The 15,140-nt window shown below is 71.3% G+C and carries 17 protein-coding genes; 12 read left to right on the forward strand and 5 right to left on the reverse strand.

Translation table 11 applies throughout. The annotated features are described in order from the left end of the window. The first annotated feature begins 115 nt into the window (after positions 1-115). On the forward strand, positions 116-601 hold the full coding sequence (locus tag WMF11_RS26030) for a hypothetical protein (protein WP_437972622.1): 486 nt from the start codon (positions 116-118) through the stop codon (positions 599-601). 143 nt (positions 602-744) lie between these two features. Here WMF11_RS26030 and WMF11_RS26035 read toward each other — a convergent pair whose 3' ends face one another. Then, the gene (locus WMF11_RS26035; RefSeq protein WP_437972623.1) at positions 745-2,655 is read right to left on the reverse strand and encodes a GNAT family N-acetyltransferase; all 1,911 of its coding nucleotides are present in this window, start codon (positions 2,653-2,655) and stop codon (positions 745-747) included. On the opposite strand from WMF11_RS26035, the gene WMF11_RS26040 reads away from it, so the two are divergent. Next, positions 2,654-2,893 carry a hypothetical protein gene (locus WMF11_RS26040; RefSeq protein ID WP_437972624.1) on the forward strand — a complete coding sequence of 80 codons (240 nt, stop codon included), beginning with the start codon at positions 2,654-2,656 and terminating at the stop codon, positions 2,891-2,893. The genes WMF11_RS26035 and WMF11_RS26040 overlap by 2 nt on opposite strands. A 24-nt stretch (positions 2,894-2,917) precedes the next feature. Here the strand turns inward: WMF11_RS26040 and WMF11_RS26045 are convergent, their stop codons facing one another. Then, positions 2,918-3,172 (reverse strand): hypothetical protein, encoded by a 255-nt coding sequence (locus WMF11_RS26045; protein WP_437972625.1) that lies wholly within the window; start codon positions 3,170-3,172, stop codon positions 2,918-2,920. A 107-nt stretch (positions 3,173-3,279) separates the two neighbouring features. Continuing rightward, positions 3,280-3,594: a hypothetical protein gene (locus WMF11_RS26050; protein WP_437972626.1), complete on the reverse strand. Its 315-nt coding sequence runs from the start codon at positions 3,592-3,594 to the stop codon at positions 3,280-3,282. A 458-nt stretch (positions 3,595-4,052) separates the two neighbouring features. On the opposite strand from WMF11_RS26050, the gene WMF11_RS26055 reads away from it, so the two are divergent. Beyond that, positions 4,053-4,589, forward strand: a complete 537-nt coding sequence (locus WMF11_RS26055; RefSeq protein WP_437972627.1) for a cupin domain-containing protein — start codon at positions 4,053-4,055, stop codon at positions 4,587-4,589. A 49-nt stretch (positions 4,590-4,638) separates the two neighbouring features. Then, a complete protein-coding gene (locus WMF11_RS26060; protein ID WP_437972628.1) occupies positions 4,639-5,181 on the forward strand; it encodes a hypothetical protein in 543 nt (180 codons plus the stop codon). 92 nt (positions 5,182-5,273) lie between these two features. Here WMF11_RS26060 and speB read toward each other — a convergent pair whose 3' ends face one another. Further along, complete coding sequence (gene speB, locus WMF11_RS26065) at positions 5,274-6,224, reverse strand: agmatinase (RefSeq protein ID WP_437972629.1); 951 nt, start codon at positions 6,222-6,224, stop codon at positions 5,274-5,276. Positions 6,225-6,485: 261 nt separating this feature from the next. On the opposite strand from speB, the gene WMF11_RS26070 reads away from it, so the two are divergent. After that, positions 6,486-7,106: a pyruvoyl-dependent arginine decarboxylase gene (locus tag WMF11_RS26070; RefSeq protein ID WP_437972630.1), complete on the forward strand. Its 621-nt coding sequence runs from the start codon at positions 6,486-6,488 to the stop codon at positions 7,104-7,106. A 22-nt stretch (positions 7,107-7,128) separates the two neighbouring features. Here the strand turns inward: WMF11_RS26070 and ppsA are convergent, their stop codons facing one another. Beyond that, entirely contained in the window at positions 7,129-9,456 is a 2,328-nt protein-coding gene (gene ppsA, locus WMF11_RS26075; protein ID WP_437972631.1) for a phosphoenolpyruvate synthase, read from the reverse strand. 165 nt (positions 9,457-9,621) lie between these two features. Between ppsA and WMF11_RS26080 the strand changes: the two genes are divergently transcribed. Genes WMF11_RS26080 through WMF11_RS26110 form a run of 7 tightly spaced genes read left to right on the forward strand, consistent with a single transcriptional unit; the run spans position 9,622 to position 15,140 of the window. After that, positions 9,622-10,812 carry a 4Fe-4S dicluster domain-containing protein gene (locus tag WMF11_RS26080; RefSeq protein ID WP_437972632.1) on the forward strand — a complete coding sequence of 397 codons (1,191 nt, stop codon included), beginning with the start codon at positions 9,622-9,624 and terminating at the stop codon, positions 10,810-10,812. Positions 10,813-10,818: 6 nt separating this feature from the next. Continuing rightward, on the forward strand, positions 10,819-11,286 hold the full coding sequence (locus WMF11_RS26085; protein WP_437972633.1) for a cyclic nucleotide-binding domain-containing protein: 468 nt from the start codon (positions 10,819-10,821) through the stop codon (positions 11,284-11,286). Next, positions 11,283-12,215, forward strand: coding sequence for an FAD/NAD(P)-binding protein (locus tag WMF11_RS26090; protein WP_437972634.1), 933 nt, complete (start codon positions 11,283-11,285; stop codon positions 12,213-12,215). The genes WMF11_RS26085 and WMF11_RS26090 overlap by 4 nt, the downstream gene beginning before the upstream one ends. Before the next feature lie 5 nt (positions 12,216-12,220). Next, positions 12,221-12,997 (forward strand): oxidoreductase, encoded by a 777-nt coding sequence (locus WMF11_RS26095; protein WP_437972635.1) that lies wholly within the window; start codon positions 12,221-12,223, stop codon positions 12,995-12,997. Then, positions 12,987-14,291, forward strand: a complete 1,305-nt coding sequence (locus tag WMF11_RS26100; RefSeq protein WP_437972636.1) for a Ni/Fe hydrogenase subunit alpha — start codon at positions 12,987-12,989, stop codon at positions 14,289-14,291. Before WMF11_RS26095 ends, WMF11_RS26100 begins: the two co-directional genes overlap by 11 nt. Continuing rightward, positions 14,288-14,794 (forward strand): hydrogenase maturation protease, encoded by a 507-nt coding sequence (locus WMF11_RS26105; protein WP_437902006.1) that lies wholly within the window; start codon positions 14,288-14,290, stop codon positions 14,792-14,794. Before WMF11_RS26100 ends, WMF11_RS26105 begins: the two co-directional genes overlap by 4 nt. Before the next feature lie 4 nt (positions 14,795-14,798). Continuing rightward, positions 14,799-15,140 (forward strand): hydrogenase maturation nickel metallochaperone HypA, encoded by a 342-nt coding sequence (locus WMF11_RS26110; protein WP_437902008.1) that lies wholly within the window; start codon positions 14,799-14,801, stop codon positions 15,138-15,140.

The following is a 15,140-nucleotide window of genomic DNA, read 5'->3' on the forward strand; positions in this document are numbered from 1 at the left end:
AAGGATCGTGCGTGCGGCGCCGGCCGCGGCGGGTCATCAATCCGGCCGATACGCCGCTGTCATCCACGACGCTGGTATTTCAGGCGCTTCTCAATCCCGTAGAAAGGGCATTCCCATGTTGAAGATCGCCGTTTTCATGCTGCCGTTGGCCTCCGCCTTGACGCTCGCGACGACGACCGCGCGGGCGGGCGACTGGAGAACGGAATGGCCAGTATTCGATGCGGTTTACTACGTCGACCACTATCCGGACCTGTATCGAGCATTTGGCTACAACCACGACGCGCTGAAGGCCCACTGGCTCAGCTACGGAATCAATGAATGCCGGCGCAGCTCCCCGGTCTTCGATGTGCGGCACTATCTCGATGCTCACGGTGACTTGCAAATGGCTCTGGGCAAGAACAACTGCGCGGCGGCGGTGGAGCACTGGCACAATTATGGAATTTCCGAGGGCCGGGCCAGCCATCCTGACTTCAATGTAATGTGCTACCTGAATCGCTACAGCGATCTGCGAATGAGCTTTGGGGCGAAGAACTATCGCGCAGGGCTGACTCATTACCTTGAGCACGGGAGGTACGAAGGACGCGTCGGCACTTGCAGCTGAGCTCGATCGAGCGGTGGCCAACCTCGGCTCCCCCGCCCGGCTCGGACGCCGCGTGCAAGCCGTGCGCGCGTGCGCAACGGGAGAAGCTCATTCGGGCGCTGCGGCAGCACGCCACCCACGAGGAGGCCGGGCAGCGTGGCGAGTCACGCCTGGCGCGGTCCGGAGCTGCTCGGGCCGGCCACCGGCGCGCCGGCGGCGGACGCCTCGAAGTGGGCGGTGACATGGTAAACGCCGGCCTGGAGATCGAGGCAGAGGCGCAGGCCGCTCTTCTCGAGCACCCGCATCATCGCCTTGTTGGTGAGCAGGACGTCCGCCTCGAAGCCCGAGATCCCCCGGGCTCTCGCGACCTCCGCCATCCGCCGCATGAGCAGGGTGCCGACGCCCTTGCCCTGCCACTCGTCGCGGACGACGAAGGCGACGTCGGCCAGGTTGTTCCTCGGATCGACGTCGTACCGGGCCATCCCGATGAGGGTCTCGTGCTCCGGGCCGGCGCAGGCCAAGATGGCCATGTTCTGATCGTAATCGAAGTTCACGAGCTGCTGCATCTCCTCGTGAGGATGCTCCCGCTTGTGGCTCATGAAGCGGCGGTAGGTGCTCTCGTCCGAGAGGCGATAGAAGAGGTCCTGGAGCGCGGCCTCGTCGGAGAGCCGGACCGGCCGGCAGAGCAGCTCCTCTCCCGACGGCAGGCGCGCGGCGCGCGTCTCCTGCCAGGGGTAATCCGCGCGCGAGATGACCTGATCGATGAACACGTAGCGGCGCTGCTTGGCCGCGGCGAGCAGGTCGGCGCGGTGGTCGGGGTGGGCGATCTCGATGAGCGCGAGCGCGCGCTGCCGGATGTTCCGGCCCCAGAGATCGGCGACGCCGTGCTCCGTCACCACGTAGTGCACGTCCCCGCGGCTCGTAACGATGCCGGCGCCCTGCTCGAACGCCGGCTGGATCCGGCTGATCTTGCCGTCCTTCGCGGTGGATCGGAGCGCGACGATGGGCTTGCCGCCGTGGCTCCGGGCAGCGCCCCGGATGAAGTCGACCTGACCGCCGATGCCGGAGAAGAAGCGGCCCATCAGCGTGTCGGCGGCGACCTGGCCGGTCAGGTCGACGGCGAGGGCCGCGTTGATGGCGACCATCCTGTCGTTCCTGGCGATCGTCAGCGGATCGTTGGTGAAGGCGGACCCGCGCATCTCGATGACGGGGTTGTCGTGGGCCCACTCGTAGAGGGCTCGGCTCCCGAGGAGGAACGACGTCACGAGCTTGCCCGGCAGGAGGGTCTTCCTGCGGCTCGTGATCACGCCGCGCTCGACGAGATCCATCATGCCGTCCGAGAGCATCTCGGTGTGGACGCCGAGATCGTTCCTGTCGCCGAGCGCGGCGAGGACGGCGTTCGGGATCTTGCCGATGCCCGTCTGGAGCGTGGCGCCGTCGGGCACGAGCGACGCCACGTGGCGGCCGATCGCGCGGTCGATCTCGTCGAGCGGCTCGGCCTCGCGCGCGGGCAACTCCCGGTCGACCGGGATGAGGTGGGTGATCCGGTCCACGTGCAAGAACGAGTCTCCGTGGGTGCGAGGCATTCGCGGGTTGACCTCGGCGAGGACGAGATCGGCCGCGTCGACGGCGGCGCGGACGATATCGACGGAGACGCCGAGGCTGACGAAGCCGTGGGCGTCCGGGGGGCTCACCTGGATGAGGGCCACGTCGATGCGCACCCGGCGCGACAGGATCAGAGCCGGGATCTCGGAGAGGAAGACCGGCATGAAGTCGGCGCGCCCTTCGTGGATCGCCTCGCGGACGTTCTGGCCGATGAAGAACGCCGTGTGACGGAAGCGCCGCTCGAGACCGGGGCGGACGTAGGGCGCGGGGCCCTCGGTCATCAGGTGGACGATCTCGTTGTCGGCGAGGTGGTCGCCGGACTCGACCATCGCGTTCACGAGATCGCTCGGCTCAGCGGCGCCCGAGCCGACGAGGATGCGGCGCCCCCGCGGGATCGCGCGGATCGCTTGCTCGGCGGTCGTGATCTTGTCGGCGAAGCGTGTTTGCCAGTCCGTGACCGTTTGCTGCATGGTGCGCCTTCTCCCGTGCTCCGCGGGTCTCAGCAAGAAGCGGTCCACCGGCCGGAGCCCGGCACGCACGGTCGCCCTCGAGTTCGACGAGCCGGCGATCGCATCGCGCCAGGTACAGAACAAGCACGGCACCATCCTGGAGAAGTCGACGATGAACGCCTGTCGATCCGAGCGGAGCCGGTGTGAGAGCCGGTCTCACTGGGACCTGCACACCGGGACGACCGAGATCCGCGCGTGATGATCACCGGGACGACCATCGTGATCAGCCGGAGATCGCTCGCTCCCTGCCGGACACCTGGGCAAGAATCACCTGCTCTTCGCGCCGGCGCATCAGTCGTGCCGCGGTGGTTTTGGCCGGCGAGTCCCTCATCGACGAGACGACATCGCCGGGCCGCGAGCCCGGCGATCGAGCGACGTGGAGCAAGGAGGACGCATGCACGACCAGAGCCCCGGTTCTCTGCTCATCGATCACGTCGGCATCGCTGTTCCCGCCGGGCAGCTCGGTGCGCAGACCCACGCGTACGAGATGCTCGGCCTCCGCGGGGTGCACCGGGAGAAGGCGGATCGGCGACGAGATACGCCTCGTCGGCGGTCTGGCGGGCCCCGCGCACCCCAGGACGCACTTCAGCTATAAATGTTGTAGCAGTGCACCTCGCACTGATTCCTGCGGTTCACGCACTCCCGATAGGCCACAAGAGCGACCCGATAGGCTGCAAGAACAGCCGGATTGCTGAAGGGGGAATGAGGGGGAGGGCCAGGAAATCTACAGTAGTTCACCTCGCTGCACCGCTTGAGGCACAGCTCGAGACCCGGGCTTTCCGCCGTCAGCGCTTCGCTGTCCACGTCCGTCATCTCCGGTTCGTCGATCTTCGCGGCGGCGTTCCCCTGGAGCACCACCGCAGAAATGCCCACCATGAGCATCGCCATGGATTTCTTCATGATTCCCTCCCCATCCGAGTGTCGTGATGACGCCCGAGGTGAGCCCGGGCCCGTCGCTGGCGGGATCGTCTGCTTCCGTCGCGAACGTGGTGCACCCGCGGGTCCTCCGGGAGAGGGATCTGGGCCACGGGACTCACACAGCTGCGACGCGCTCGCGCAGCGGGGCCATCCCCCCTCGCACCGCGCGCGCATCGTACGCCCGCGGCGCTGTCGCGGAGATCGTCCCGTTCTTTTTCTACGTCTTCTTCCCGATCCCCTTCCCGCTCGCGACGGTCTCGCCGATCCCGCCCGGCTGGCGGACGCGGCCGGTCGAACTACATTCCACGAAGAGGAAGCGCCGCGTTGCGAAGGACGGCCGCCTTCAGGCCGCCCATGAGCGCTCCGGGTGTCGGCCTGTGCCGCTGCCACCCGCCGATCCCGAGCTGCACGCAAGTTGGCGTCGCCGAGAGGGAGGGGTTATGTTCGATGCACAAGGGACGAGGAGCCTTCTCGTTGCAGGGCTGATGGTCGTCGGCCTCACGGCGTGCGCCCACCGCCAGGCGGCCTCGCCTCCCGCCGTGCCCGCGACGAGCGGCAGCATCTACCACGCGGACATCCTGAAAGCTGCGCGCAGCAACACGGCGTATCGACGGGTCGTCTTCACCGGCGCGACGATGCAGATCGTGCTCATGAGCATCCCCCCGGGCGGCGACATCGGCGAGGAGGAGCACCGGAGGGTGGAGCAGATTCTGTTCTGCGCGGAGGGCACCGGCCGCGCCGTCATCCGCGGCGTCGAGACGCCTTTCCGGCAGGGAGACGTGGTGTTCCTGGCTTCCGGGGTGCGCCACAACTTCGTCAACGACGGCTCGACGCCGCTGAAGATCTACACGATCTACTCGCCGCCGAACCACCTCCACGGTCGGGTCCAGCAGACCAAGGCGGACGCCGAGGCGGACATCGAGAATCAGGAGTTCAACCGCCGGGTGGATGAGCCTGGGCGGAGCCAGGCTCGCTGAAGCGGTGCTCTCGATGGCCCCCGAGGCCCCCCGCGCGGGTGGAGCGGGCATGAGCGCAGACCATGAAACGGGGAGGACGCCGGCTGGCGCGGAGGCCGGCCCCGGCGATGAACCGGCCCCGAGCTCGGCGGTCGAGCCTGCGTACGGTCCGCCACCCACTCCTCCCGTCGCGGACCCGTGCGCCGTGAACAACATCGGCGATCCGTTCCGCGGCAGCAGGGTCACGACGAACGTCAAGTGGATAGAGCGCGCCGTGCTCGACTACTACGCCGCGCTGTGGCGAGCGCGCTGGCGTGCCCATCTTTCGCTGGCGATCCGCTTCAAGGCCGTGAACGCCGCGCTGGAATTCAAGTACACGCTGGCGGTCGAGACGCTCTACGTGGATGGCGAGAAGCGGACGTACAACCCTATCTACGCGATGGAGCACGTGACCGCCGAGCAGATCGACGCGTTCATCGAAGATCTGGCGCAGCCAGGCGCGTTCCCGGAGCAAGAGACCGCCGTGCCCCCGCCGCCGAGCGACGGCAGCGCCGCCGCCCCGCGCGGCAGGCGTCTCCACGTACCGCACAACGGGCGCGGCTTCCGGGACTGAACGCTCGCGTTCGCTCTCCTCGCCGGATCGCAGACCAGGACGGTCTCACGCGCTCGAGCGCGAAGCCCGCCGATCCGGGCTCGACGTCGCCTTCAGGACCGCCGGGCCCGCCGCACGGCCATCAGCGACAGCAGCTCGAACGCCAGGTTGGCGGCCAGGATCGAGGTGATATCCCCATGATCGTACGGCGGGCACACCTCCACGACATCGCACCCCAGGAGCTCGACCCCGCGCAGCCCTCGCACGATCTGCAGCAGCTGCTGGCTGGTGAAGCCGCCCACCTCCGGCGTGCCGGTGCCGGGCGCGAAGGCCGGGTCGGCGACGTCGATGTCGAGCGAGACGTAGATCGGGCCGCGGAGGGCCTCTCGGATCGTCCGGATGGCAGCGGGCAGGCCGAGCTCCGCGACGTCATCCATCGTGATCGCGCGCACGCCGCGCTCGCGCGCCCACTGCCAGTCCACCGCCTCGGGCGTCGGACCGCGCAGCCCCACCTGGACGTAGCGCGAAGGATCGATGATCTTCTCCTCGATGGCGCGGCGGAACGAGGTGCCGTGGCTGTAGGGCTGCTCGTCGAACTCGCGGTGCCAGGTGTCCGGGTGCGCGTCGACGTGCAGGACCCCGAGCGGGCCGAACTTCCTGGCGTGAGCGCGCATCAGCGGCAGGCTGACCGAGTGATCACCGCCGAGGGCCAGCACCCTCGCTCCCGCTGCCAGCACGGCGTCGGCTCTGGCCTCGATGTTGGCCATCGACTCGGTGATGGATGGAGGAATGACGTTCACGTCGCCGTAGTCCACCACCTTGAGCACGTCGAGCGGCTTGACCGCGAGGGCGTTGTTGTACCCCCACAGCATCACGGACGCCTCGCGGATCCGTCGCGGCCCGAGGCGCGCGCCGCTGCGGTAGGACGTGCCGCCGTCGTACGGTACGCCGACGACGGCCACGTCCACGCCGGTCAGGTCGCGTGTGACCGGAAGGCGCATGAACGACGTTATCCCGGCGAAGGGCTCGAGCTCGGCGCCAAAACCAGATTCCGGTGCGGTCATGAGGCGCTCCTGCGATGAGGGGACCCGCGCCATCTTGACCGCTCCCGCGCGCTCCAGCCAGCGCTCCGCTCGTCGCGCCGGGCAGCGAGGACAGCGCGAGTCCGTCGCCGTGGTCCTCGCGGGCGCCGGAGACGCGGGGGGCAGCGCCGGCATCTCATGCTGCCGGGGCGCGTGCCCGGGCACGCGCGCGAGCACCACGGATCTCGCGAGCAAACGCCGGGACGTGCCGCGCGGAACCTGGACGTCCCGGAGGCGAGGCCGATGCAGCGAGAACCAGATTACCTCACCCGCGTGCCGCTGGCCTATTTCGTCACTTCGGGATACGGAGACACCGACTTCGGCGGTGGGCTCGATCCATGGCATACGGGGTCGTTCGATCTGGCCCTGGCGATGGGCGGGATCGAGAACTTCAATGTCGTCCTCTGCAGCTCGGTGATCCCGCCGGAGGCGTACGAGATCCCCATCGAGGTCGCAAAGCCCCACTTCCGCCACGGTGCGGTGATGGAGGTGATCATGGCCTCCGTGAACGGGAAGGTCGGCGAGACCGTCACGGCGGGGCTGGGCCGCGTGCGCGTCCGCGATCGGTCGACGGGCGCCTGTCTCGGCGGGTTCGCCGCCGAGTACGAGGGGCACGACGACGCCGCCACGGCCGCAAGCACGCTCCGTCGCGAGCTGGAGGGAATAGCGCTGCGCCGCTATTGCGCCGCGCAGGTCGACCTCGAGTACGCCGAGCCGGCGATCGCCTCGCGCCAGGTACAGAACAAGTACGGCACCGCCATCGCCGCGCTGTGCTGGCTCACCTATTCGTTCCCGCAGCTGACCGAGCCGCAGCGCGAGGCGCTGCGCGCCGCGGAGAAGGCGCGGTCTCGAGGCGGCGGGTAGCGAGCAGGGCTCGTCGCCGCCGTCACGGCCGCCGCGCCGCGTCGAGCAAGAGCCGCCGCTCGGCCGCCGCGATGACCTGGCGCGCCGCGGGCTCGGCGTCCGGGTTCACCGAGATCGAGGTGATGCCGAGCCGCACGAGGTGCTCGGCGAACTCGGGGCGGTTCGACGGCGCCTGGCCGCAGAGCGACGAGGTGATCCCGGCCGCCCTGCACGCCTGGATGATCCGCCCGATGGCGTCGAGCACCGCCGCGTCGGACTCGTCGAACAGCTCGGCGCACACCGCGGAGTCGCGGTCCACCCCGAGCATGAGCTGGGTCAGATCGTTCGAGCCGATCGAGACGCCGTCGATGCCCATGCGCGCGTACTCCGGGATCCAGAACGCGACGGAAGGCACCTCCGCCATGACCCATCGGTGCAGCCCGCGCTGGCGGCCGAGCGGGCTCCGATCGACGAGCTCCAGGCAGGCCGCGAGCTCCCAGCGCGTGCGGACGAACGGGATCATGACATGCAGGTTCGGCGTCTCCTCGCGGACGCGGGCGAGCACCTCGAGCTCGAGCGCGAACAGCTCGGGCTCGCGGACGTACCGGTAGCAGCCGCGGTATCCGATCATCGGGTTCTCCTCGGCGGGCTCGAATTGCTCACCCCCCTTGAGCCCGCGGAACTCGTTGGTGCGGAAATCGTAGGTCCGGTAGATGACCGGACGGGGCTGGAAGGCGCGGGTGATGCGGAGCAGCGAGGCCGACATCTTCTGGAGGAACTCGTCGCGGCCGCCCGACGCGATCAGGGCCTTCGGATGCACGCCGCCGAGCGCGTCGAGCAGCATGAACTCGGCCCGGAGCAGCCCCACGCCGTCGACGGGCAACGCGGCCACCTCCTCGGCGCGCTCGGCGATCGCCAGGTTCACGTAGAGCCGCGTGCCGAGCACCGCCGGCAAAGCCGCGCGCGAGCCGGCGGCGGCCGGCACGCGCTCGGCCGGCGCCTCGGCCTTCGCGGCGGGCCCGGCTCCCGCATCCGCGGGCGCCCCGTCCGGAGCGGCCCTGGGCGCCTCCGCGGCGGGCCGGGCCCCTTCGAGGACCTTGCCGTGCGCGCCGTCGACGGTGACGATCTCGCCGTCCCGCAGGGTCCGCGTGGCGGCGCGCGTGCCCACGACACAGGGGATGCGGAGCTCGCGGCTGACGATCGCGGCGTGGCAGGTCATCCCGCCGCTGTCCGTGACGAGGGCCGCCGCGCGCCGGATGGCGGGCACCCAGTCGGGCGACGTCATGGGCGCCACGAGGACCTCCCCGGCCTTCAGCCGTTGCCCCTCCTCCGGCGAGCGGAGCACGCGCACCGTCCCGGAGGCCGTGCCCGGGGACGCGCCGAGCCCCGAGACAAGGAGCTCTCCGGGGGCGGGGTGCGGCGCGCCCAGCGTGGTGATCGGGCGGGTCTGCACCAGGTACGTCGCCCCGCCCTCGACAGCCCACTCGATGTCCTGGGGAGCGTCGTAATGCCCTTCGACCTGCAGCGCGAGGCGCGCGAGCTCGAGCACCTCGTCGTCCTTGAGCACGCGCCGCGCGCCCTCGTCCGCCGGCAGATCCACGCGCAGCTCTCCGCCGTCCGGCGCGCGCACCAGCTTGAACGCCTTGTGGCCGACGCGCGCCTCCAGCAGCTGCGGCCCGCGCTTCGCGACCGTGTACGTGTCCGGCTCGACCTGCCCGCCCACCACGACCTCGCCGAGCCCGAACGCCGCCTCGATGACGACGCGTGACGTGTCCTTCGTGGCGGGATCCGCGGTGAAGATGACGCCGGAGCGCTCGGAGCTCACCATGCGCTGCACGACGACCGCCAGGGCGGGCTCCTCCGTCAGGCGCTGGGATTTCCGATAGCTGACCACGCGCTCGCCGAAGGCGGAGGCCCAGCAGTCGCGCACGCGATCCAGCAACGCTTGATCGCCGGTCACGTTGGTGTACGTCTCGTGCATGCCGGCGAACGAGGTCGATGCCGAGTCCTCCGAGGTGGCGGACGACCGGACGGCCACGATGGTGTCGAGCCCCAGCCTCCGGTAGGCATCGACGATCTCCGCCTGGATCTCTGCCGGGAGCGGCGCGGCCCGGACGAGGCGCTGCAGCGCGGCGCAGGTCGCGCGCAGCGCGGCCGGGTCGCTCGGATCGGCCTCGGTGAAGAGCGCGACGAGCTGCTTTCGCACGCCCGCGGCGTCCATCGCCGCGAGGTACGCGTCCGCGCTGATGACGAAGCCCGGAGGCACGGGCAGGCCGGCGCGCGTGAGCTCCCCGAGGTTGCTGCCCTTTCCGCCGGCGGACGCGACATCCGCGCGAGACAATGAATCGAACCAGAGGACGTGCGCGGTCACCGTGTCTCCTCATCGAGATCTGGATGCCTCCGCTCGGCGCTGATGCGCCGGCGGACGCTCGATCGCCCGTGCGTGCGTCGGAGCAACAAGCGGACCCGCCGCCGTGCGCGTGTTGGTCGTCTGCTGCTCGAACCCAGCGGCACGGACCGTGCTCACCGGCCCCGCATGAGCGGCGCAGAGACCGGCTTTCATCCTGGCGATCGCGCCGTGCTCGGCCGGCCGGGGATCGCCGCGCTCCTCCAGGGCCTGCGCGAGGACGGGTACCGCCTCATCGGTCCCACGCTCCGCGGCGGGGCCATCGTGTACGACGAGATCCAGGGCGCGGAGGAGCTCCCTGCCGGCTGGACCGAGCAGCAGGAGGCCGGCCGCTACCGGCTCGCCAGGCGCGCGGACGAGGCGCTGTTCGGCTACGCGGTCGGGCCGCGGTCGCTCAAGCACCTCCTGTTCGTCCCCCGGCTGCGCCTGGTGCAGCTCAGGCGGCGCGGCGGAGCCATCTCCCGGACCGACGAGGCCGAGGCCCCTCCGCGCCTCGCCGTCCTCGGCGCGCGGGCGTGTGATCTCGCGGCGATCGACGTCCAGGACCGCGTCTTCGTCGACGGCCCGCATCCGGATCCCGACTATGTGGCGCGCCGCAGGGGCCTCTTCGTGATCGCGGTGCAGTGCGGGCAGGCCGGCGGGACGTGCTTCTGTGTGTCGATGCGGGCGGGGCCGCGCGCCGAGCGCGGCTTCGACCTCGCGCTGACCGAGCTCCTCGACGGTGGCCACCGCTTCTTCGCCGAGGTGGGCAGCGACGCCGGCGCTTCCTTGCTCGCGCGCGTGGGCGCGCCCCGCGCGGGCGAGGACGACGCCCGCGCGGCCTCCGAGGTCTCGCGCCGCACGGCGAGCCAGATGGGCAGGAAGCTCGAGACGGACGGCATCAAGGAGCTCCTCTATCGAAACCTCGAGCACCCCCGCTGGGACGACGTGGCCGAGCGTTGCCTCGGATGCACGAGCTGCACGCTCGCGTGCCCGACGTGCTTCTGCAGCACGATCGAGGACGCGACGGACCTCCCGGTCGACGAGGGCCGGGACATGGGTCGGGACTCCGGCGAGACGGCCGAGCGCTTCCGGCGCTGGGACTCGTGCTTCTCCCTCGACCACTCGTACCTGCACGGCGGCAGCGTCCGCGCCTCGCTCCGGGCCCGCTACAGGCAATGGCTCACGCACAAGCTGGCCACGTGGATCGATCAGTTCGGCACGTCCGGCTGCGTCGGCTGCGGCCGGTGCATCACGTGGTGCCCCGTCGGGATCGACATCACCGAAGAGGCGGCCGCCATCCGGGCCGGAGACGGCGCCGTCGCCGCCGGGAAGGGATAGGCGCCGATGAAGGCCGAGGAGCTCGTCCCCCTTCTCGGAGCCCATCCGTTCCTGGACGGGCTCCCGGCCGCGCACCTCGCGCGCCTGGCCGAGGGCGCATTTGCGCGGAGCTTCCCGGAGGGGGCGTTCCTCCTCCGGGAGGGAGGCGAGGCGGACGCGCTCTACCTGCTCGCGCAGGGGCGCGTGACGCTCGAGATCCACCGCCCCGGCCGCGACGCGGTGCAGGTCGAGAGCCTGGCGGGCGGGGACATCCTGGGCCTGCACTGGCTCTTCCCGCCGCGACGATGGGTGCTCGACGCGCGGGCGGTCACGCCGGTCCGCTCGATCGGGCTCGACGCAGCGCACCTGCGGGCGTGCTCGGACGCCGATCCCGCGCTCGGGTACGCCGTGTCCCTGCGCCTCCTGCGGCAGCTCTACGCGCGGCTGGAGCGCGTGCGGATGCAGCGGCTCGATGTCTACGGGGCCGAGCCATGACGTTCGTGCCGCGGGACATCCCGCTGCCCTTCGCTCCGGACGCCGCGATGCCGAACCCCGGCTCGCCGCCTGGGGCTGCGGGTCGCCTGACGGCGCCCTCCGCCCCAGACCCCTGGGCGCCGGAGCCGGCGCGCGTGCGGCGCGTCCACCGCGAGACGGAGACGACCTTCACGGCGACGATCGACCTGCCGGGCCGCCCGGGTGGCCTCGTCTTCGCGCCCGGCCAGTTCAACATGCTCTACGCCTTCGGGGTCGGCGAGGTCGCGATCTCGATCAGCGGGGATCCCGCGCGGCCCGATCGGCTCCTGCACACGATCCGCGAGGCGGGCTCGGTCACGCGCGCGCTCGGGCGCCTCCGCTCGGGCATGGCGCTCGGGCTGCGCGGCCCGTTCGGCAATCCGTGGCCCGTCGACGAGGCGCGCGACGCGGACGTGCTGCTCCTCGCCGGCGGGCTCGGGATGGCGCCGCTGCGGCCAGCGCTCTGCCACATCCTCCGGCACCGGGCCGCCTATGGCCGCGTCGCGCTGCTCTACGGCGCCCGCGGGCCCGAGGACCTGCTCTACCGCAGGGAGCTCGAGCGCTGGAGCCGTCGAGCCGACCTGCAGGTGCTCGTGACCGTGGACCGCGCAGGCCCCGGGTGGCGCGGGCACGTCGGGGTCGTGCCCGCCCTCCTGCGCCTCGCCGACGTCGATCCGGGCCGCGCGGTCGCGTTCGTCTGCGGGCCGGAGGTGATGATGCGCTTCACGGCGCGCGAGCTCGAGCGCCGCGGCGTCCCCGGCGAGCGCGTCCACGCCTCGCTCGAGCGGAACATGAAGTGCGCGGTGGGGATCTGCGGCCGCTGCCAGCTCGGGCCGAGCTTCGTCTGCAAGGACGGCCCCGTGCTCCGCTACGACCGCGTGGGACCGCTGCTCGCGGTCCGGGAGCTGTGAGCGCCATGGCGCGCAGCGCGAAGCCGAAGCTCGCCGTGTGGAAGTTCGCCTCGTGCGACGGCTGTCAGCTCAGCGTCCTCGACCTCGAGGACGAGCTCCTGTCGCTCGCCGCCGCGATCGACATCGCCTACTTCAAGGAGGCCACGAGCCTCGAGCGCGCGGGGCCGTTCGACCTGTCGCTGGTCGAGGGGTCGATCACGACGCCCGCCGACGCCGAGCGGATCCGCGAGGTCCGGCGGCTGTCGAAGGCGCTCGTCACGATCGGCGCCTGCGCGACGGCCGGGGGCATCCAGGCGCTGCGCAACTTCGCGAATGTACGTGAGTTTTTGTCGGTCGTGTACGCCTCTCCCGCGTACATCGAGACCCTCGCCACCTCCACGGCGATAGCCGACCACGTCCCCGTCGACTTCGAGCTGCGCGGCTGCCCGGTGAACAAGCGCCAGCTCCTGGAGGTGATCAGCGCCTTTCTCCACGGGCGCCGGCCCAATGTCGCGAGCCACAGCGTCTGCGTCGAGTGCAAGATCCGCGGCAACGTGTGCGTGATGGTGACCGGCACGCCTTGCCTCGGCCCGGTGACGCACGCGGGCTGCGGCGCGCTCTGCCCGACCTACCAGCGCGGCTGCTACGGCTGCTTCGGGCCCATGGAGGCGCCGAACATGGAGTCGCTCTCGCGCGCATTCCAGGCGGCGGGCGTGCCGGAGCGCGACCTCGTGCGGCTCCACCGCACCTTCAACGCGAACGCCCCGGCGTTCCGCGCGGAGAGCGAGCGGCATGAGCGCTGAGACGCGCACCATCGCGGTCGACTACCTGGCCCGCGTCGAGGGCGAGGGTTCGCTGACGCTCGTGCTCGAGGACGGGCGGGCGAAGGAGGCGCGCCTCTCGATCTTCGAGCCCCCGCGGTTCTTCGAGGCGTTCCTCCGCGGCCGGGGCTACGCGGAGGCGCCCGACATCACGTCCCGCATCTGCGGCATCTGCCCGGTCGCGTACATCACGAGCGCGTGCCGCGCGATGGAGGACGCGCTCGGCATCGAGCTCGGCCCGGAGCTCCGCGCGCTCAGGCGCCTCCTCTACTGCGGCGAGTGGATCGAGAGCCACGCCCTGCACGTCTTCCTGCTGCACGCCCCCGACTTCCTCGGCTACCCGGACGCGATCGCCATGGCGCGCGACCACCGCGACTGGGTCGCGAAGGGCCTCGCCATCAAGAAGGCGGGGAACGCCATCGTCGCGCTCCTCGGGGGCCGCGAGATCCACCCGGTCAACACCCGCGTCGGCGGCTTCTACAGCGCGCCGTCCCGCGCGGACCTCGAGTGCCTGCTCCCCGAGCTGCGCGCCGGGCGTGAGCGCGCGCGCGCGTGCCTCTCCTGGATGGCGACGCTGCCGTGCCCGGAGCTCGAGCGGCCCTACGAGTTCGTCGCGCTTCGCAGCGACGACGTGTACGCGATCGCCGAGGGGCGCCTCGTCTCCTCGGGCGGGCTCGACATCGAGGTGCGCGACTACGACGCCCATTTCGTCGAGGAGCACGTCTCCTGGTCGACCGCGCTGAGGTCGAGGATCCATGGCAGTGGCAGCTATCTGTGCGGCCCGCTCGCGCGCTTCAACCTGAGCTTCGATCGCCTGCTCCCCGAGGTCCAGGACGCGGCGCGCGCCGCCGGCCTCGCCGTCCCGTGCCGCAACCCGTTCCGGAGCCTGCTTGTGCGCCTCGTGGAGATCCTTCAGGCGTTCGAGGAGTCGATCCGGATCATCGAGGCGTACGCGCCCCCGCCGGCGCCGTTCGTCGCGCCTCGCGCGGTCCGCGCGGGCAAGGGCTACGGCGGCTCCGAGGCGCCGCGCGGCTTCCTGTACCACCGCTACACGCTCGACGCCGAGGGGACGATCCTGGACGCCAAGATCGTCCCGCCCACGTCGCAGAACCAGCTCTCGATCGAGGAGGACCTCTGCGCGCTGTCGCCGTCCTTGGCGTCGCTGCCGCTCCGCGAGGCGACCGCGCGCGCCGAGCAGGCCGTGCGCAACCACGACCCCTGCATCTCCTGCGCGACGCACTTCCTCACCCTGCGCGTCGAGGAGGCGCCGCGATGACCGCGCGGATCATCGGCCTCGGGCAACGCGCGGCCGGGGACGACGCTGCCGGGCTCGCCGTGCTCGAGGCGCTGCGCCGCCGGGGTCTGCCGGGCGACGCGGAGGTCGTCGAGGCGAGGGACGCGACCGCGCTCGTCTCGCTCCTCCAGACGCCCTCGACGGTCGTGGTCGTCGACGCCGTGCTCGCGTCACCGCCCGGGGAGGTGCTCGATCTCTCGCCCTCGGACCTCGCCGCCGGTGCGCCTGTCCCGGTCTCGACGCACGGCCTCGGCGTCGGGCAGGCCATCGAGCTCGCTCGCATCACGGCGCCGGACCGGCTCTCGCCCGACATCCGCATCGTCGGCGTGAGCATCGGCATGATGCCTCATCAGCGGGGTTCGGGGCACAGGGCGCCGTCAGGCGACCCGGAGCCCCGAGCGTTGGACGAGCCCGGCCTGTCGCCCGACGTGGCCGCGGCGGTCCCCCGGGCTGTCGCCCGCGTCCTCTCGTTCCTCGGAGGGTGAGCCCGTGCACGAGTCGTCCATCGCTCGACAGCTGCTCTCCGCCGCCCTGGAGCGCGCCGCGGCCGAGGGGGCGACGCGGGTCGTCTCGGTGCGCGGCTGGGTGGCCGAGGCCGAGGCGCTCTCGCCGGAGAGCCTCTCGCTCCACTTCGCGGCGCACGCGCGCGGCACGCCGGCCGAGGGGGCGCGCCTCGATCTGCGGCTCCACCGCGTCGAGGCGCGCTGCCTCTCGTGCGGCGGCACGTACGCGCCCGACCATCACGTGCTGCTTTGCCCGCGCTGCGGCGGCGATCAGGCGACGCTCCTCGGGCGCCTGGGGCTCGGCCTGGATGCCATGGAGGTGGAGTAG

Source organism: Sorangium sp. So ce295 (assembly GCF_051527405.1).
Classification (GTDB): Bacteria; Myxococcota_A; Polyangia; order Polyangiales; family Polyangiaceae; genus Sorangium; species Sorangium cellulosum_B.

Excerpts from the sequence above, each read along its gene's own strand:
- WMF11_RS26030 (WP_437972622.1), top strand. The coding sequence starts at position 116 with ATGTTGAAGATCGCCGTTTTCATGCTGCCGTTGGCCTCCGCCTTGACG.
- WMF11_RS26040 (WP_437972624.1), top strand. The coding sequence starts at position 2,654 with ATGGTGCGCCTTCTCCCGTGCTCCGCGGGTCTCAGCAAGAAGCGGTCC.
- WMF11_RS26035 (WP_437972623.1), bottom strand. The coding sequence starts at position 2,655 with ATGCAGCAAACGGTCACGGACTGGCAAACACGCTTCGCCGACAAGATC.
- WMF11_RS26050 (WP_437972626.1), bottom strand. The coding sequence starts at position 3,594 with ATGAAGAAATCCATGGCGATGCTCATGGTGGGCATTTCTGCGGTGGTG.
- WMF11_RS26055 (WP_437972627.1), top strand. The coding sequence starts at position 4,053 with ATGTTCGATGCACAAGGGACGAGGAGCCTTCTCGTTGCAGGGCTGATG.
- WMF11_RS26060 (WP_437972628.1), top strand. The coding sequence starts at position 4,639 with ATGAGCGCAGACCATGAAACGGGGAGGACGCCGGCTGGCGCGGAGGCC.
- speB (WP_437972629.1), bottom strand. The coding sequence starts at position 6,224 with ATGACCGCACCGGAATCTGGTTTTGGCGCCGAGCTCGAGCCCTTCGCC.
- WMF11_RS26070 (WP_437972630.1), top strand. The coding sequence starts at position 6,486 with ATGCAGCGAGAACCAGATTACCTCACCCGCGTGCCGCTGGCCTATTTC.
- WMF11_RS26080 (WP_437972632.1), top strand. The coding sequence starts at position 9,622 with ATGAGCGGCGCAGAGACCGGCTTTCATCCTGGCGATCGCGCCGTGCTC.
- WMF11_RS26085 (WP_437972633.1), top strand. The coding sequence starts at position 10,819 with ATGAAGGCCGAGGAGCTCGTCCCCCTTCTCGGAGCCCATCCGTTCCTG.
- WMF11_RS26090 (WP_437972634.1), top strand. The coding sequence starts at position 11,283 with ATGACGTTCGTGCCGCGGGACATCCCGCTGCCCTTCGCTCCGGACGCC.
- WMF11_RS26095 (WP_437972635.1), top strand. The coding sequence starts at position 12,221 with ATGGCGCGCAGCGCGAAGCCGAAGCTCGCCGTGTGGAAGTTCGCCTCG.
- WMF11_RS26100 (WP_437972636.1), top strand. The coding sequence starts at position 12,987 with ATGAGCGCTGAGACGCGCACCATCGCGGTCGACTACCTGGCCCGCGTC.
- WMF11_RS26105 (WP_437902006.1), top strand. The coding sequence starts at position 14,288 with ATGACCGCGCGGATCATCGGCCTCGGGCAACGCGCGGCCGGGGACGAC.